This window comes from Escherichia sp. WS3227_2, from assembly GCF_046486495.1.
Taxonomy (GTDB): Bacteria; Pseudomonadota; Gammaproteobacteria; order Enterobacterales; family Enterobacteriaceae; genus Escherichia; species Escherichia coli.
The window spans coordinates 17,808-35,996 of record NZ_JBJQLG010000001.1 but is presented as its reverse complement, the minus strand read 5'-3'; the positions used below and the strand labels follow the sequence as shown (position 1 = coordinate 35,996).

General features: G+C 45.5%; 12 protein-coding genes, 1 tRNA gene, 1 other RNA gene and 1 pseudogene. 8 read left to right on the top strand and 7 right to left on the bottom strand.

The window, feature by feature from the left end; all coding sequences use genetic code 11:
* Positions 1 to 293: 293 nt before the first annotated feature.
* The gene (locus tag ACJHXB_RS00175) at positions 294 to 2,546 is read right to left on the bottom strand and encodes an alpha-amylase family glycosyl hydrolase (RefSeq protein ID WP_000491450.1); all 2,253 of its coding nucleotides are present in this window, start codon (positions 2,544 to 2,546) and stop codon (positions 294 to 296) included.
* A gap of 558 nt (positions 2,547 to 3,104) precedes the next feature.
* On the opposite strand from ACJHXB_RS00175, the gene ACJHXB_RS00170 reads away from it, so the two are divergent.
* From ACJHXB_RS00170 to ypjA, 5 genes and pseudogenes are all read left to right on the top strand, one after another.
* Positions 3,105 to 3,180, top strand: a tRNA-Ile gene (locus ACJHXB_RS00170).
* Between the two features lie 756 nt (positions 3,181 to 3,936).
* The gene (locus tag ACJHXB_RS00165) at positions 3,937 to 5,355 is read left to right on the top strand and encodes a DUF5507 domain-containing protein (protein WP_000961345.1); all 1,419 of its coding nucleotides are present in this window, start codon (positions 3,937 to 3,939) and stop codon (positions 5,353 to 5,355) included.
* 297 nt (positions 5,356 to 5,652) lie between these two features.
* Positions 5,653 to 5,817, top strand: a pseudogene (locus tag ACJHXB_RS00160) (recombinase family protein); the annotation flags it as partial.
* Between the two features lie 265 nt (positions 5,818 to 6,082).
* A complete protein-coding gene (locus ACJHXB_RS00155) occupies positions 6,083 to 6,202 on the top strand; it encodes a hypothetical protein (RefSeq protein ID WP_001131441.1) in 120 nt (39 codons plus the stop codon).
* A 64-nt stretch (positions 6,203 to 6,266) separates the two neighbouring features.
* Positions 6,267 to 10,835 carry an adhesin-like autotransporter YpjA/EhaD gene (gene ypjA, locus ACJHXB_RS00150; protein ID WP_024186566.1) on the top strand — a complete coding sequence of 1,523 codons (4,569 nt, stop codon included), beginning with the start codon at positions 6,267 to 6,269 and terminating at the stop codon, positions 10,833 to 10,835.
* Positions 10,836 to 10,995: 160 nt separating this feature from the next.
* Here the strand turns inward: ypjA and ssrA are convergent.
* Together ssrA and smpB are read right to left on the bottom strand one after the other, a co-directional pair.
* Positions 10,996 to 11,358: a transfer-messenger RNA gene (gene ssrA / locus ACJHXB_RS00145) on the bottom strand.
* 214 nt (positions 11,359 to 11,572) lie between these two features.
* Positions 11,573 to 12,055 carry an SsrA-binding protein SmpB gene (gene smpB, locus ACJHXB_RS00140; protein WP_000162574.1) on the bottom strand — a complete coding sequence of 161 codons (483 nt, stop codon included), beginning with the start codon at positions 12,053 to 12,055 and terminating at the stop codon, positions 11,573 to 11,575.
* A gap of 170 nt (positions 12,056 to 12,225) precedes the next feature.
* Between smpB and ratA the strand changes: the two genes are divergently transcribed.
* Both ratA and ACJHXB_RS00130 read left to right on the top strand, forming a co-directional pair.
* Complete coding sequence (gene ratA, locus ACJHXB_RS00135; protein WP_001300750.1) at positions 12,226 to 12,663, top strand: type II toxin-antitoxin system toxin RatA; 438 nt, start codon at positions 12,226 to 12,228, stop codon at positions 12,661 to 12,663.
* Complete coding sequence (locus ACJHXB_RS00130) at positions 12,653 to 12,943, top strand: RnfH family protein (protein ID WP_001117838.1); 291 nt, start codon at positions 12,653 to 12,655, stop codon at positions 12,941 to 12,943. The genes ratA and ACJHXB_RS00130 overlap by 11 nt, the downstream gene beginning before the upstream one ends.
* Positions 12,944 to 13,004: 61 nt before the next feature.
* Here ACJHXB_RS00130 and bamE read toward each other — a convergent pair whose 3' ends face one another.
* The 3 genes from bamE to nadK all read right to left on the bottom strand — a co-directional run bounded on the left by bamE (position 13,005) and on the right by nadK (position 16,120).
* Complete coding sequence (bamE, locus tag ACJHXB_RS00125) at positions 13,005 to 13,346, bottom strand: outer membrane protein assembly factor BamE (RefSeq protein WP_001203437.1); 342 nt, start codon at positions 13,344 to 13,346, stop codon at positions 13,005 to 13,007.
* A 148-nt stretch (positions 13,347 to 13,494) separates the two neighbouring features.
* Complete coding sequence (recN, locus tag ACJHXB_RS00120; RefSeq protein WP_000880913.1) at positions 13,495 to 15,156, bottom strand: DNA repair protein RecN; 1,662 nt, start codon at positions 15,154 to 15,156, stop codon at positions 13,495 to 13,497.
* 85 nt (positions 15,157 to 15,241) lie between these two features.
* A complete protein-coding gene (gene nadK, locus ACJHXB_RS00115) occupies positions 15,242 to 16,120 on the bottom strand; it encodes an NAD(+) kinase (RefSeq protein WP_001059169.1) in 879 nt (292 codons plus the stop codon).
* A gap of 122 nt (positions 16,121 to 16,242) precedes the next feature.
* Here nadK and grpE point away from each other — a divergent pair, with 122 nt between their 5' ends.
* The gene (gene grpE, locus ACJHXB_RS00110) at positions 16,243 to 16,836 is read left to right on the top strand and encodes a nucleotide exchange factor GrpE (protein WP_001296310.1); all 594 of its coding nucleotides are present in this window, start codon (positions 16,243 to 16,245) and stop codon (positions 16,834 to 16,836) included.
* A 54-nt stretch (positions 16,837 to 16,890) separates the two neighbouring features.
* Here the strand turns inward: grpE and ACJHXB_RS00105 are convergent, their stop codons facing one another.
* A complete protein-coding gene (locus ACJHXB_RS00105) occupies positions 16,891 to 18,177 on the bottom strand; it encodes an HlyC/CorC family transporter (protein ID WP_010723175.1) in 1,287 nt (428 codons plus the stop codon).
* Positions 18,178 to 18,189 lie beyond the last annotated feature (12 nt).

The following is an 18,189-nucleotide window of genomic DNA, read 5'->3' as shown; positions in this document are numbered from 1 at the left end:
CTCATTTCGTAGCCATAATCTAAAAATATCTACATTTCTGAAAAATGCGCACAAATGCGCCATATTGTTTTCTTATTGTGATCAAAAGCAACAAATTGGTAACATTTAATGTGGGGTATTAAGGCAAAGTGAGACAGGAAATGAATAACTAAAGCAACAGGTTAGGGGGAGTTACCATCAGAGAACAGATTATCTGGTCGATAAAAAACGGTAAATGGCTTCAATGCAAAATGACCGTTAGTAAACTAAACATATTATCTGCCCCGTTTTAGCGGGGCAGATATAACATTAAATTACAAATAGAAATAGTTCGGCGGTTCTCCTGTTTTCCCTAAAAGAAGAGCACTGCGCCCAGGAATATTGATATTTAGAGCTCCGCCTCTAAGCGTAAATACTTTACCAGGGGGAATACTTTTGCGTGTATTATTATTAATAATGGTAACGCTATTACTCCCCATGTTTTTATATATTCCTGGTTGCAATTTGTTAGGCCAGGTACCTTCAACTTCTTCGTTTCCTTTATTTATTATAACTAGTCCATCATGAGGAGAGTGATTAATGTTCACAGAATCCCCACGACTAAAGGCCAGAACATTTTTAGTTGCAAATACACCCTCAAATGCGCTCCATATTCCTTCTTTATCTATATATAATGCGTGGAATTCATTGTAGAGCTGCTGATAGGTAGAGCAACCTTTATTAAGCCACGCCTCACCGCCGACACGAGTGGACCCATCATCATTTTTAATCTCAGTCGTTGATTTTAATACCTGACCATCCCAGTAAACTAAAGGCCTGCTGAACGGGAGAGCGGCCATATATGCCATTGCTAATTGTTCATCTTGCTGATGGTTAAATAAAAAGTCATTGAAAAGATTACCATTGTTAGGGAAATCGTGGTTGATGTTAATCAATATCCGTCTTTCTGATGGGATGCTTGAGATTGTGGAGCCCGGTTTTGATGCAAGAGTTTGGAGATCGCCACCAAATGAAAAGGCTTTTATCGTCTTCATGAGCAATGAAAAATCAATGGCGCTTAAATCATCTCTTTCATAAAGCAGCGATGACATTTGTTGTTCATCTAACGGACAAGTTACCAGGTATTCCATGTAATTCATAACAGCTTTTTTTTGATATTTTGGATTAAATAAATTTGTATTGTGCAACCGCTCATTATAATTTTTAAGCGGTGGGGTTATCGACCTCTCTATTTGTTCATGTTTTGAGTGTTTTGCTGCATCATAACGTAAACCTCGTACGCCATATTTTCGCATTTCACGAACGTATTGATTTTGTAACATAATAACCTGGTCACTTTTGGGTGTTGTTTTAGGCATTCCATTTAAACGCTTTTCTTTTAATGCATGGAGGTTTTCCCATTCATCCTTAGAAATATTATCTTTACTTGCTTCGAAGTCTTTTGCAGTGAGATGTATATCTTCTGGATGGATTTGGTCACGTTCTTTTGTTACTGGATCTATAATAAAGGGAATCAAGACCTGACCTTGCCAATAGCCAGGGATACCACTTTCTATATCTTTACTGATCTTCGCTCGTATATCGGCAGAGGGATAATCCAGATCATTTTTACCACTACCCCCGATTCCCATAAAGTTAAATGTATAATCAGGGATGATATCGATACCAAATTTTTTGGCATCTTTAACCAATGCGATAAAATCCTGCAAATCTCCCATTGGATTATGGATAGTACAAAGATCTTCGGGTTGATAAGCGTGAAACCAGTAACCTTTTTCTTCTTCGGGAGTTTCTGGTCCGTCGGCGCGGAAAGTGGTTACGGGAGGGATTTGTATATACCCATAATGACAACGTGCAAACTCAGATATATTTTTCCTGATTTGCTGATAGGTGGCATTAAAAGCATGAAGAATCGCTTCGCCAGGTTTTTTGGGGGTGATGATTTCACATTGTGATTTCTGGACAGCAGTAAGAGATTTACGCTCAAGTGTTTGCCGTAGATGTTCTGGATTGATTAATATTTTAAATGTTTCTTGCTGGCCGGTAGGTGACGTTACGTTAATATTATATACATCAGCTGCCAGTTCATAGTCAGGAATGTTAATAGCATATGCAACATACTTATCTTTTGGGGACGGTTTGTCAGATATAATGTGAGTGAAATGTTCAGCTGGACCATACTGATGAACACCGCTGTTATCACCTCTTTCAACCATTGTATCTCGTTGATAAACCCATGTTTTTCCTTCTCCTATCCTGTCTGGCGCTGTAATGCTACGCTGTGCTGCTTTATTCAACTCTCGGTAAGTTGTATCTGGAAAAAGGGAAATTTTATAATCGTTTTTTAACAGATCATTAATGACTGTTTCGGCGTGAAAAGTTGATATAATTTCTCTGTCTTTTAAATCCTGAGGATAAACTCCACAAGAATTAATAATATTTGTTATACAGTTTAGATATTCTAATGTATTTAATTTGGAATTTAGATCCCCGTCAGTAATGTTCCATGATAACAATGTGGGGTTGCCGATAGGTAAATTTCTTGGTCCTGGTTTTATAGAAAACATAATAAAGTTCCTCTAATGGTAGAGTAATATGGTGTATACGGAAACATAAAAATGTTTAATTGTTGTGAAAGTAATTGCAAACAGATGTCCTACTTTTATCCAATATTTATATGGAAAAGGATAATGCTTAAATCTGTTTTTTTAATTATCGATGTGGTCTGGAGAGGCAACTGTCAAAAATCGCTCATACGAAACTAATGATTAGCAGAATAAGATCTATGAAAGAATATATTGCTATATGAAGTTTATTTTTATGGAGTGAAAAGTAACAGATATCATAATGATGCGAAAACTCTTCAGCTAATGTAATAAAGTTATATTATTAGATACAAAATCATTACAAAGTATCATTGAATCGATGATAACTATAGATTGTGCTAATTATTAACATTTGCTTGTTGACTGCGAGTATCGACTTTGCGAATGGAGGCGGTGTCGGGTTTTATGTCGCGTGTAATGACGACCCAGGATGAATGAGAACGCATAAAATCTCTTATTTACATCATATGATCATCATGTTTATTGCGTGGTTTATAAGTATTGTTATTGCATACTCAAGGCCCTTTAGCTCAGTGGTTAGAGCAGACGACTCATAATCGCTTGGTCGCTGGTTCAAGTCCAGCAGGGGCCACCAAATCATCATTCACGTATCAGGAAGAGTTAAGGGTACAAGGGGTACTCGATGGCGGTCTATATTTCACGACTAACGCCATTTCAAGGAAGAAGTGTGGTGGGTGGTTTCGAATGAGGGCTGGTGTTTTGGTACGTGGCACGCCACTGCAATGTATTTATCCATCAGTACTCATTCAAAAGTACCTGGAAAAAATGCCCGCTATGCCAAGCGGGCAAATTGCTTACATGTGGAATTAAGTAATTAACGATAAAGCCAGAGTATTATCATTTATTATACCCCTTCATTTAATCAGGTTAATTACTCAAATCACTGAACTATTCTCTGTTCGCTCACTGATGATAAGTGAAGTGTCACAACCACGATTTGTATGTGGACCAATGCCGTAGAGTAAGGATGAAATGTCTCTGCCATGCCTTAAACATCTACTACTGACTAGAACTGACGTCGCATGCAGAAGAGTCTTGTGAGCGATACAGGAGTCTGGCTTTGCTCATTAACCAACGCTATTGAGATATACATTTCTAACACTCGAAAAACGATTTTCACTAATAAATTATAACGGGTGGTTTTTATCATACAGCGAAATAACCTTTTGCTTATTAAATTTAACATTCTTGTGCTAAATTAATTAACAGTACCATGTATAGCATATGAAGCTGCTAATGCCAGCAATTGTCTCAAATGAGCGATTTTTTATAGTGACAAACAATAATAACATTAAAAATAGCCATGTAGACATTAACTGAGGAATAGACAATGTTAGTTAGTAAAAGCAACGAAATTAACACTAGCACATTTATAAATAGTGGAAGTTGTAATGAAAGAAAATCTTCTAAATCCATGGAGTTACTAGCTTATAGTATTATAAAATTAATTTGTAAGGAAGCTGCCTCAGGGACGTATAACGGTGCTCTTGAAATTTTACAAAAAATGATGTCTGAATGTAAATATCATGAAAGCAATGCTTTTGTCATTATGGGAGCCGGAGAACAATTAAAACGTATTAAATATGATGTTAATGAAGATAAATTAAAAGTATACAACGTACACTTTGATAATAATCAAGAGTTAGTTGCTGATGGTGAGCCTGACGTAGTATTTTTAAAAAAAACGGTGTGGGAAGACCTTCTCGTTAAACTAAAGCTGGAGAACAAAGAAAATGCGGTTTCTGAAGTTCATAAATCAGCGAATAAAGGTGAGGTCGAGCAATTAGTTGAATGTTCTGAAAGAAATGAAAAGAGGCTTCTTGATAATATAAATAAAAACACTACTATCTATAATATTTACAACAACCAACGAGCAACAAACATTACTACATCTGTATCTGAACCACCTGCACAAGGTAAAAGTAATGATGTAGATAAATTAAAACAAACGCAGTTTATCAACGCTAGTCAATTTGATATTAATGAGCTTCAGCAGAGTTCTGCTTTTTTAGCGTCAAAATATCACACCATAGATATTCAAGAAAAAACAGATGCGTTTGTGAAGAAGTTCAAGGGGATATTATTTGATAAAAATGGAAGGTCTTCAGAGCTTCTGTTTAATTTTTATGAGTGTTGCTATAAGTTTTTACCAAGAGCGCAGCCTCAAGATAAAATTGAAAGCTATAATTCAGCACTGCAAGCTTTTTCCATCTTTCGTTCATCTACTTTGAATAATAATGATGTAGGGTTTAATTTCAAATTATTCCCAGAAGTCAAGCTGTCTGGAGAACATCTTGAAACGGTATTCAAATACAAAAATGGCGATGATGTCCGGGAGATAGCCAAAATTAACATTACTCTCCAAAAAGAAGAGGGTGGTTTATATAATTTACGTGGATTGGATTTTAAGGGATGCTTCTTTTCTGGACAGAACTTCAGTAACTATGATATTCAATATGTGAACTGGGGAACGTCATTGTTTGATCTTGATACTCCGTGTATTTTTAATGCGCCTGCTTACAACAAGAGTAATGAAAAATCATTAGAACGCGTCAGCGAAAACGGTTTAAGTGGAGTCTTGTCTGATCGTAATAATAAAATAAAACTCATCACGGGCGTGGCACCATTCGATGATATTTTATTTATGGATGATGACTTTGATGATAGTTCTTCTGAGGATGATCCCGTTGAGAATAGTCCTGTTGTGACTAGTCCCCTTGTATCAAGTTCTAAAAGCAGTTTTCAATGATAAATAAATGGCAATTTTTACAAAGAGATAATAACGTAGATTGAAACAATATGTATTATTGATTGATTAAACGGGATTATTTTTTACACTACAACCATTTTGCTGCCACTACCAAAGAAAAAGGGGCTACGCTTTCACGTAACCCCTTGATTTATTTGGTTGGCTGGCGGTGTCCGTATTTGTGCTGTAATTGATTAAAATATTTCATCTAATGTCTGATTCAACTTTCCTTAGCTGCCTGAAAGTTTTTTGATCTTACCCAGCAACAACAACGTTACGGTGCACCATGCCTGACTGATGAACTGCGTGCTCAGAGTTACCACTTCAGCGCATAACCGTGGCAGCAGACCCGGACAGAACAAACGGCTCAGGACATTATCGGTAGGGGACGTACTGGTAGTATGGAAACTGAACCGACTGGGGCGCAGTATGCGGCATCTTGCCGTGCTGTTGGAGGAGCTGTGAGAACGTGGTATTAACTTTCGTGCTCTGACTCTACCAATATTTGCCCAACAATGGGGGGACGAAAGCTGTAAAAGTAAAACAATCTGCGATCTCAATGTTATTGTGTGATTTTTATGTGAGCAGAAGATATTCATCAGAAACGATTATGTAAATCATTTTATTTTTCCGACGGCTTCAATGTCGAAAGAAAAGAATACGCCCGTATTTCCTGAATAGATTGACTTTTTTATCCAACCACACTTCAGCGCACTGCGTTTAAAAAATGCCTCTTTCTTATGCGGAATATCATCATTTCATCATGATGTCTTTGATGAGCGGTGAACACAATACACTTGCGCTGTCTCTTCAGGATGAATCCCCTGGTCTGGTGCCTGTGGGCTGATGTTGCAGCAAAGCTAAGGTCGCTTAAACGCTACTCAGTATTCACTTTTCAGAGGATGAAATTTATGAACAGGACCAGTCCCCATTATTGTCGCCGCTCAGTACTTTCCTTATTGATATCTGCCTTGATATATGCTCCGCCCGGGATGGCGGCCTTTACTTCTAATGTTATTGGTGTGGTAAACGATGAGACTGTAGATGGTGTCCAAAAAGTAGATGAACGAGGTACAACAAATAACACTCATATTATCAACCATGGCCGGCAGGAGGTCCATGGTGGGATATCTAATAGTAGTATTATTGAAACTGGTGGCGAGCAACTAGTATCAATCCATGCCGATATTAACGGGCAAGCTAATAATACAACCATTAATGGAGGCAGACAGTCAATTGAGTACGGAGGAATTTCTACTGGCACGATAATCGAAAGTGGCAATCAATATGTTTATAAAGGCGGTACCAGCAATGGCACGATGATTAAGGCCGGAAGTTCACTCGTAGAGGGGGGGACTGCGAATGGAACAATCATTGATGGTGGCAGCCAACGAGTAACAACTCAGGGGCATGTTGATGGTACAACGATAAATAAGTCCGGTTATCAGGACATCACGCAAGGAAGTCTGGCGACGAACACAACCATAAATGGTGGTCGACAGTATGTTGAACAGAGCACAGTAGAAACAACCACCATTAAAAATGGCGGTGAGCAAAGAGTATATGAGAGCCGTGCGCTGGACACGACGATTGAAGGCGGAACTCAGTCTCTGAATAGTAAGTCAACGGCAAAAAATACGCAGATCTATTCTGGTGGTACGCAAATTGTTGATAACACGAGCTCCTCGGATGTTATTGAAGTTTATTCCGGCGGCGTGCTTGATGTTAGAGGTGGTACGGCAACTAATATTACTCAGCACGATGGAGCCGCTTTAAAAGTAACGACTTACGATTTGACGGTGAGCGGTACGAATAGTGAAGGGGCATTCTCCATCCACAATAAAGTGGCTGACAATGTGTTGCTGGAAAACGGAGGCCATTTAGAAGTATCTCATTCTGCAAACAAGACGATTATCAAAGATAAAGGAACAATGTCAGTTTTAACCAATGCTAAAGCTGATGCGACCCGAATAGATAATGGCGGGGTTATGGATGTTGCCGGAAACGCGACAAATACCATAATTAATGGTGGCACACAGAATATTAATAATTATGGCATAGCCACAGGCACCAATATCAACAGCGGAACGCAAAATATCAAAAGCGGCGGGAAAGCTGACACAACAATTATATCCTCCGGGAGCCGGCAGGTTGTTGAGAAAGATGGTACGGCAATTGGCAGCAATATTAGCGCCGGAGGCTCGCTGATTGTCTATACCGGCGGTATTGCACATGGGGTTAACCAGGAGACGGGCAGTGCTTTAGTTGCCAACACGGGTGCAGGGACTGATATCGAAGGATACAACAAGCTCTCTCACTTCACTATTACCGGAGGGGAGGCTAATTATGTTGTGCTGGAAAATACCGGCGAACTGACGGTAGTGGCTAAAACCACGGCGAAAAATACTACCGTTGATGCTGGCGGTAAGCTGATTGTCCAGAAGGAGGCTAAAACAGATACCACCAGACTTAATTATGGTGGCGTTCTGGAGGTTCAGGACGGTGGTGAGGCTAAGCATGTTGAGCAACAATCCGGCGGCGCATTAATTGCTTCCACGACTTCCGGAACCCTTATCGAAGGAACCAACAGTTATGGTGATGCTTTCTACATCAGGAATTCAGAAGCTAAAAATGTTGTGCTGGAAAACGCTGGCTCATTAACAGTCGTCACTGGTTCCCGGGCAGTTGATACGATTATTAATGCCAACGGCAAAATGGATGTTTATGGAAAAGATGTTGGCACTGTACTCAATAGTGCGGGCACCCAAACAATATATGCCAGTGCCACTTCTGATAAAGCAAATATCAAAGGTGGCAAGCAAACGGTATATGGTTTAGCCACTGAGGCAAATATCGAAAGTGGTGAACAAATTGTTGATGGTGGGTCAACAGATAAAACGCACATCAAAGGCGGCACGCAAACCGTTCAGAATTATGGTAAGGCGATCAATACCGATATCGTCTCTGGCCTACAACAAATTATGGCAAACGGGACAGCGGAAGGTTCCATTATTAATGGCGGTTCACAGGTAGTTAATGAGGGCGGTCTGGCTGAAAACTCGGTACTTAATGACGGCGGCACACTCGATGTGCGGGAGAAAGGCAGCGCTACGGGGATACAGCAGAGTAGCCAGGGCGCGTTGGTGGCAACCACCAGGGCGACGCGGGTCACAGGGACACGCGCTGATGGCGTCGCGTTCAGCATCGAGCAGGATGCGGCGAACAATATCCTGCTGGCAAATGGCGGCGTGTTAACCGTGGAGTCAGACACCACTTCCGCCAAAACACAGGTCAATACGGGCGGACGGGAGATCGTCAAAACAAAAGCCACTGCGACTGGCACGATGCTTACCGGCGGTGAACAAATCGTCGAGGGTGTGGCGAATGAGACAACGATTAACGACGGCGGAATACAAACAGTTTCGGCTAACGGTGAGGCAGTAAAAACAACGATTAATGAAGGCGGTACGCTGACAGTCAACGATAATGGCAAAGCGACAGATATCATCCAGAACAGCGGTGCCGCTCTCCAGACGAGCACGGCTAACGGTATTGAAATCAGCGGTACTCACCAGTACGGCACCTTTTCCATTGCCGGAAATTTAGCGACCAATGTGCTGCTGGAAAATGGTGGTAATTTATTGGTATTAGCAGGTACCGAAGCTCGCGACTCCACGGTTGGCAACGGTGGGGCAATGCAAAACCTGGGTCAGGACTTCGCCACAAAGGTTAATTCCGGTGGGCAATATACCCTTGGTCGGTCAAAAGATGAGTTTCAGGCTCTGGCCCGGGCAGAAGATCTCCAGGTCGCTGGCGGTACGGCAATCGTCTACGCAGGTACGCTGGCGGATGCATCGGTCAGTGGCGCGACAGGAAGCCTGTCGTTAATGACGCCACGGGATAATGTGACGCCAGTTAAACTTGAAGGGGTGGTCCGGATTACCGATAGCGCGACATTAACTATCGGAAATGGCGTCGATACGACGCTTGCCGACCTGACGGCTGCCAGCCGGGGCAGTGTCTGGCTTAACAGCAATAATTCCTGTGCAGGCACCAGCAACTGCGAATATAGAGTAAACAGTTTGCTCCTCAACGACGGTGATGTTTATTTATCAGCACAAACAGCAGCGCCTGCCACAACTAACGGTATCTACAATACGCTGACCGCCAGTGAACTTTCCGGCAGCGGTAATTTCTACCTGCATACCAACGTTGCAGGCTCCCGGGGCGATCAACTGGTCGTCAACAACAACGCCACTGGTAATTTTAAAATCTTTGTTCAGGATACCGGCGTCAGCCCTCAGTCTGACGACGCGATGACGCTGGTGAAAACAGGGGGAGGGGATGCTTCGTTTACGCTGGGTAATACCGGCGGTTTCGTTGATCTTGGGACCTATGAGTATGTCCTGAAAAGCGATGGTAACAGCAACTGGAACCTGACCAATGATGTCAAACCCAACCCGGACCCCAACCCAAATCCGAAGCCGGATCCAAAACCAGACCCAAAACCGGATCCGAAACCAGACCCGACTCCCGATCCAACACCGACACCCGTCCCGGAGAAACGCATCACGCCTTCTACGGCAGCCGTACTCAATATGGCAGCAACATTACCGTTGGTCTTTGATGCTGAGCTAAACAGTATTCGCGAGCGGTTGAACATAATGAAAGCGAGTCCACACAACAATAATGTCTGGGGGACGACGTATAACACCCGTAATAATGTCACCACCGATGCGGGTGCCGGGTTTGAGCAGACGCTGACCGGAATGACGGTGGGGATCGATAGCCGTAATGATATTCCTGAGGGGATTGCGACGCTGGGCGCTTTTATGGGTTATTCCCATTCACATATCGGTTTTGATCGTGGAGGGCATGGCAGTGTGGGCAGTTATTCTCTGGGGGGCTATGCCAGCTGGGAACATGAAAGTGGTTTCTATCTGGACGGTATCGTGAAGCTGAACCGCTTTGAAAGTAACGTAGCCGGTAAAATGAGCAGCGGTGGAGCCGCCAACGGCAGTTATCGCAGCAACGGGCTGGGCGGTCACATTGAAACCGGGATGCGATTTACCGATGGTAACTGGAACCTGACGCCGTATGCATCGTTAACGGGGTTCACCGCTGATAACCCCGAATATCATTTATCCAATGGTATGGAATCGAAATCAGTCGATACCCGCAGTATATATCGTGAACTGGGCGCAACGCTGAGTTACAACATGCGTCTGGGGAACGGCATGGAAGTTGAGCCGTGGCTGAAGGCGGCTGTGCGCAAAGAATTTGTCGATGATAACCGGGTGAAAGTGAATAATGACGGTAATTTTATCAATGATTTGTCGGGCAGACGTGGAATATACCAGGCAGGTATTAAAGCCTCATTCAGCAGTTCGTTAAGCGGGCATCTCGGGGTGGGGTATAGCCATGGTGCCGGTGTGGAATCCCCGTGGAACGCGGTGGCTGGTGTGAACTGGTCGTTCTGACCATCAACGAAAAAGCCCACATCTGTGGGCTTTCATATCACCAGGAGCCGCGGCTCCTTTGCGTATCCTTTTATGTCTCCTCACCGTCTGGTCGGTGTCTTGCTGAGACTTCTAACTTCCTGTTTTTGTTGGTGTTGTCCTTGCACCGTCCAATCATGATTGGTGGAGCTGGCGGGAGTTGAACCCGCGTCCGAAATTCCTACATCCTCGGTACTACATGCTTAGTCAGTCTTTACATTCGCTTGCCAGCTGCGGACGGACACGCCACTAACAAACTAGCCTGATTAAGTTTTAACGCTTCAACCCCAGGCAGGGCTTCCACGCGATCTCTTTTGGGTTTGACCTCTCTTGATCCCCGTCCTAAGAGCGGAGGCTAGGGAGAGAGGGCTCTAAGCAGGTTATTAAGCTGCTAAAGCGTAGTTTTCGTCGTTTGCGACTATTTTTTGCGGCTTTTTACGAGGCCAACCGCCCCTCGGCATGCACCTTGGGTTTCGCAAATCCCGTCGAATCCAGAATCAGCCCCAATGTGTAACGGCAAGTATACCAGATTTATGAGCGCCATGACCAGCCTCAATGGCGTTATCGTTAAAGATTTAGCACCCATGTAGCCTGATTTTTATTCGATTAAGCAATGGGATGGCAACATTTGTGTCGGATGTGATAGCCAATAAGATGTGCATTCGCGCCGCCGGAGAGGGAGGCGCGGTGAGGAACTGGTCAATAATTGGAGTGCAGGTTTAACGGTGGGCGTTTTTCATGATACGCGCTTTATCCACCTGCCATTCGCGCTCTTTGATATCTGAACGTTTATCGTGCTGTTTCTTACCTTTGGCGACGCCGATTTTCACTTTGCACCAGGCATTTTTCCAGTACAGGGAGAGCGCCACTACGGTATAGCCTTCTCGATTGACGCGACCGTACAATGAGTCCAGTTCGCGCTGGTTGAGAAGTAACTTGCGGGTACGGGTAGGATCGCACACCACATGCGTGGAGGCCACAGCCATTGGCGTGATGTTAGCGCCAAACAGAAATGCTTCTCCATCACGTAGAAGGACGTAGCTGTCGCTGATATTGGCTTTTCCTGCGCGCAGGGATTTAACCTCCCAGCCTTGCAGGGCAAGTCCCGCTTCGAACTCTTCTTCGATAAAGTATTCGTGACGGGCGCGCTTGTTAAGCGCGATGGTCGCTGAACCAGGTTTATGTGCTTTTTTCTTCGTCATAAGCGTCGTGAATCATCGGTAATCTGAAATCGAAAACACCCCATATCAATCCTGCGGGGGACAAGGCTCTATCTTAGCATGAACCCGATGTTACCCAGCGCCGGGATAGCGTTTTTTTTACAGCAGGATAAATGATATTATTTGTTGGATTTTTGTTGATGGAAATTGTTATGCCTCAGATTAGCCGGACCGCACTGGTACCCTACAGCGCGGAGCAAATGTATCAGTTAGTGAATGACGTTCAGTCTTATCCTCAGTTTTTGCCGGGTTGTACCGGAAGTCGGATTCTGGAGTCCACTCCTGGGCAGATGACTGCGGCGGTAGATGTCTCTAAGGCTGGGATCAGCAAAACGTTTACTACCCGCAACCAGTTGACCAGTAACCAAAGTATTCTTATGAATCTGGTGGATGGGCCGTTCAAGAAATTGATCGGTGGATGGAAGTTTACGCCGCTGAGCCAGGAGGCGTGTCGTATCGAGTTTCATCTCGACTTTGAGTTTACCAATAAGTTGATTGAACTCGCCTTTGGTCGCGTGTTTAAAGAGCTGGCGGCTAATATGGTCCAGGCTTTTACGGTTCGTGCGAAAGAGGTTTACAGTGCCAGGTAAAATTGCCGTTGAGGTGGCTTATGCGCTACCTGAGAAGCAGTACCTGCAGCGTGTGACGCTGCAGGAGGGTGCGACGGTTGAAGAAGCTATTCGCGCCAGTGGCTTGCTGGAATTGCGTACCGATATCGATTTAACTAAAAACAAAGTCGGCATTTATAGCCGTCCGGCAAAACTGAGCGATAGTGTGCATGATGGCGATCGGGTGGAGATTTATCGCCCTCTCATTGCCGATCCGAAAGAGCTGCGCAGGCAACGAGCAGAAAAATCAGCGAATAAATAACAGACAGAAAAAAGGTGCTCATTGAGCACCTTTTTTAACGTCTTTGAGAGCAACTTTATTATTAGTTACCACTCAGCGCAGGTTTGTTATCAATGTTGGTCAACACACCGCTACTGTTAAAGGTCAGCGTCAGCGTTTGCTGCGTTACACCTTCATGACCTGGTTGCTGGCGGAAGACATAGAACCAGGTATTCGTACCAAATGGATCGGACATCAACGGTGTACCCAATGCGTACGCAACTTGTTGTTGCGTCATGCCAACGCGTATTTTGGATACGTCGTTAGCGGTCAGATAATTCCCCTGGTTGATATCAGGACGGTAAACCACTCGCTCCAGAGTGGAACAGCCTGCGGTCAACATCAATAGTACTGCTGCTGCAGCAGTCAGCGTTTTACAGCGCATAGTGATTTGATTCCTTTTCGGGCCCGAGCAGTACGTGGCTCATCTGTAATATGCCGATGATAATAGACCTTTCATCACTTTAAAACCTTTTGCTTTCCGGTCTTACGGCGTTTTGCTGTTTACTCTGACCGTGAAGCAGGAAAAAAGTTTACGCCGCAAGTAGTTCTTTCGCATTCGCCAGTGTGTTACGTGTGACTTCACTGCCACCAAGCAGGCGCGCCAGCTCTTGTAACCGCGCTTTTTTATCCAGGGATTGCATATGCGTTTCTGTCATCGCACCATCGGTTTCTTTGCTGACAAAATAGTGTTGATGACCACATCCCGCGACTTGTGGCAGGTGGGTAACACACATCACCTGAGTTGATTCGCCGAGTTGACGCAGCAGTTTGCCAACAACTGCCGCTGTTGGGCCGCTAATCCCTACATCCACTTCATCAAAAATCAGTGCCGGGGTTTCCATTTTACGCGCCGTGATGACCTGAATTGCCAGTGCGATGCGGGACAATTCACCACCGGATGCGACTTTGGCAATAGGCTGCATTGGCTGACCTGGGTTGGTGGTTACCCGAAATTCAATACGATCAGCGCCGTCAGCGCCCAGGTGATGCTCGTCAAATTTAACATCAATCGTAAACTGCCCATGCGGCATAGAGAGTGCATGCATACTGTCGGTGATCAGCTGTGCAAGTTCTTCCGCATAGTGCTGGCGTTGCTGGTGTAATGCGTGCGCGGTTTCCAGTGCCTGCTGATGATGTTTCGTTACCGCCAGCGCGAGCGTTTCTTGTGAGTCGGCCTGATCGTCCAGTTGCTGCTGTTCTTCCAGTAGCGACTGGTAATACTGTGGTAATGCCTCAGGGCTGACGTGATGTTTACGTGCCAGCGAAATCTGTTTTGAGATGCGTTGTTCAAGTTCAAACAGCCGGTTGGGATCGAGATCCAAACGATCGCAGTAGTGGCGCAGTTCGTCGCTGGCTTCAGCAATCTGGATGGTAGCTTCTTCCAGCATATCAAGTACGCCGGACAGTTTGCTGTCCATGCCAATCAATTCGCTCACCAGTTGTTTAGCCGTGTAAAGCTGACTTTGCAGGTTTGCGTCTTCACCGTCGGCCATTAATGCCAATGCATTCTGGCTGGTAGTCAGCAATTGACCGCTGTTCGCCAGACGTTTGTACTCTTCGTCGATTTGCTCAAACTCTCCGGGCTGCGGATTAAATTCGTTAAGTTCTTTTAATTGGTATTGCAGCAGTTCTGCACGGGCGGCGCGTTCCTGACTTAACTGTTGATGATGCGCGAGGTCACGGCAGCTTTGATGCCACAACTGATAACGTGCGGTCATTTCCTGGAGCAGAGAGGTTTCATTGGCATAGCCATCAAGCAGGAATTTTTGGTGCTCGGGTTTGGTAAGTAACTGATGAGCATGCTGACCATGGATCTGAATCAGCAACTGACCCAGTTCGCGCAGTTGTGACAGAGGAACAGCTGTACCGTTGATAAAACCTCGTGAGCGACCATCGCTGCTGATTACGCGACGAAGCAAACATTCATGCCCGTCTTCAAGCTGGTTTTCTTCCAGCCAGCGCAGGGCCGCTGGCGTATCTTTCAGAGAAAAACGGGCGCACAGGTCGGCACGAGCAGCGCCGGTACGCACCATGTCGGCTTCAGCGCGACCACCGAGACAAAGGCCGAGGGCATCTATTGCAATAGATTTACCCGCGCCGGTCTCGCCAGTTATTACGGTCATGCCGCTATGAAAATCAATCTCAAGCTCACGAACGATAGCAAAGTTGCTGATGGTCAGTTGTGCCAACATAGTTGTTTTCCTGTATGAAAAACCATTACTGTTATTGTGTACAGTATAAACTGGTTTTATATACAGTAAAGAGGCTGGTGTAAAATTAGAATAATTTTTTTGACCAGCCGAGCTTGGTGCTTAATGTATTGAAATAACTGTAATCTTTCGGATGAATCAGATTCAGATGGTAATCACAGCGACGAATCAGGACATCTTCACCTTCCTGAATCGGCAGTGCTATCTGGCTGTCGCAACTGATTTCCAGGTCGTTACGGCGATGCGAAAAACGCAGACGGATCGTGCTGCTGCTGTTTATGACCAGTGGTCGTGCTGACAACGTATGCGGGAACATGGGCACCAGGGTAATCGCATCCAGAGAGGGTGTCAGAATAGGACCGCCCGCAGAGAGGGAATAAGCGGTGGAGCCAGTTGGCGTCGAAATAATCAGGCCATCAGAACGCTGAGAAAACGCAAAGATCTCGTCGATATACACTTCGAACTCAATCATATGCGCCACTTTGCCAGGGTGAAGTACCACTTCGTTAATCGCCGTGCTGATGCGTTTCTGGCAATCTTGCTGACAGACTTGCGCTTCCAGCAAAAAACGTTTTTCACTGATGTAGTGGCCTTCCAGTACATCGGCTAATTGTTGCTGGGCGTTATCGGGGTCAAGGTCAGTCAGGAAACCTAGGTTGCCACGGTTGATGCCGATGACTTTAATATCGTAGCGCGCGAGCGTGCGCGCCGCGCCCAACATATTACCGTCGCCACCAACGACTACTGCGAGATCAGCCAGTTGCCCAATCTCCGCGAGTGTGCCGGTTTTCACATTCTTCAGTTGCAGTTCGTGAGCGATTTGCTGCTCGACGATAACCTCGTAACCTTTTGTGCACAGCCAGCGGTAGAGCATTTCATGTGTTGTCAGTGCAGTGGGGTGCCGTGGGTGTCCCACAATGCCAATACACTTGAAATGATTATTCATTTTTCCGAGGTCCTTGTTGCGAAGATTGATGACAATGTGAGTGCTTCCCTTGAAACCCTGAAACTGATCCCCATAATAAGCGAAGTTAGCGAGATGAATGCGAAAAAAACGCGGAGAAATTCATGAGTAGTAAAGAACAGAAAACGCCTGAGGGGCAAGCCCCGGAAGAAATTATCATGGATCAGCACGAAGAGATTGAGGCAGTTGAGCCAGAAGCTTCTGCTGAGCAGGTGGATCCGCGCGATGAAAAAATTGCGAATCTCGAAGCTCAGCTGGCTGAAGCTCAGACCCGTGAACGTGACGGCATTTTGCGCGTAAAAGCCGAAATGGAAAACCTGCGTCGTCGTACTGAACTGGATATCGAAAAAGCCCACAAATTCGCGCTGGAGAAATTCATCAACGAATTGCTGCCGGTGATTGATAGCCTGGATCGTGCGCTGGAAGTGGCTGATAAAGCTAACCCGGATATGTCCGCGATGGTTGAAGGTATTGAGCTGACGCTGAAGTCGATGCTGGATGTTGTGCGTAAGTTTGGCGTTGAAGTGATCGCCGAAACTAACGTCCCGCTGGACCCGAATGTGCATCAGGCTATCGCAATGGTGGAATCTGATGACGTTGCGCCAGGTAACGTACTGGGCATTATGCAGAAGGGTTATACGCTGAATGGTCGTACGATTCGTGCGGCGATGGTAACTGTAGCGAAAGCAAAAGCGTAATTTCTGTTTTCGTAATAATTCACGGCCCTGCATGCGAATGCAGGGCCGTTTTCGTTACTCCGCCACACTCTCGCGCAGCGGTTTCACAGGAAAAACTTTTACCTGTTTAATCATATTGTCCTGTACGTCGAGAATGTCGATGTCGTACTCGCCAATACGTACACGGGTGCCCGCGACCGGGATCTCTTCCAGTGCCTCAAGAATGACGCCATTAACAGTGCGGGCATCATCTTCCGGTAGATGCCAGTTAAAGGCTTTGTTGATTTCTCGCACGTTGGCGGTGCCATCGATAATCACCGAACCGTCGTTTTGCGGCGTGACCTCTTCGGCAAGTGTTGGCGACATCGAGGTAGTGAAATCGCCGACAATCTCTTCCAGAATATCTTCAACCGTCACCAGCCCCTGAATGTCTCCATATTCGTTGACGACCAGGCCGACTTTCTTTTTGTTGCGCTGAAACTTGACCAGCTGTGTGCTGAGCGGCGTACCTTCCGGTACAAAATAGATCTCGTCCGCGGCGCGCAGCATGGTTTCTTTGGTGAACTCTTTTTTCTCCGACATCAACCGCCAGGCTTCACGTACTCGCAGCATACTGATGGCGTCGTCCAGCGAATCACGGTAGAGCACGATGCGCCCGTGAGGTGAGTGGGAGAGTTGGCGCAGAATCGATTTCCAGTCATCGTTGATATCAATACCGATAATTTCACTGCGCGGCACCATGATGTCATCAACGGTCATCTTTTCCAGATCGAGCACCGACAGCAGCATATCCTGATTGCGACGGGAAATTTGTGAGCGTGATTCGTGCACGATAGTGCGCAACTCTTCTTTGCTCAAAGAGCCGCTAACCACGATATCGGTTTTGATACCCATCATGCGCATCAGCATACGGGTGATAGCATTCAGCAACCAGACCAGCGGCATCATCAAAATTTGCAGCGGAGCCAGCAGAAAACTACTCGGATAAGCGACTTTTTCCGGGTACAGCGCGGCAATGGTTTTCGGCAATACCTCAGCAAAAACCAGTACGACAAAAGTCAGCACACCAGTCGCAATTGCCACGCCCGCATCGCCGTACAAACGCATCCCAACAATAGTGCCGAGCGCGGAGGCAAGAATATTGACCAGGTTATTGCCGATTAACACCAGGCTTATCAGGCGGTCTGGCTTACGCAGCAATTTTTCGACGCGTTTGGCCGAGCGATTACCCTGTTTCGCCATATGTCGCAGACGATAGCGGTTGAGGGTCATCATTCCGGTTTCGGACCCGGAAAAATAGGCTGAAATGACCACCATGATGATCAGAATAATGATCAACGTAGTAGTAGAAATGTGTTCCAGGGGAAACTCCTT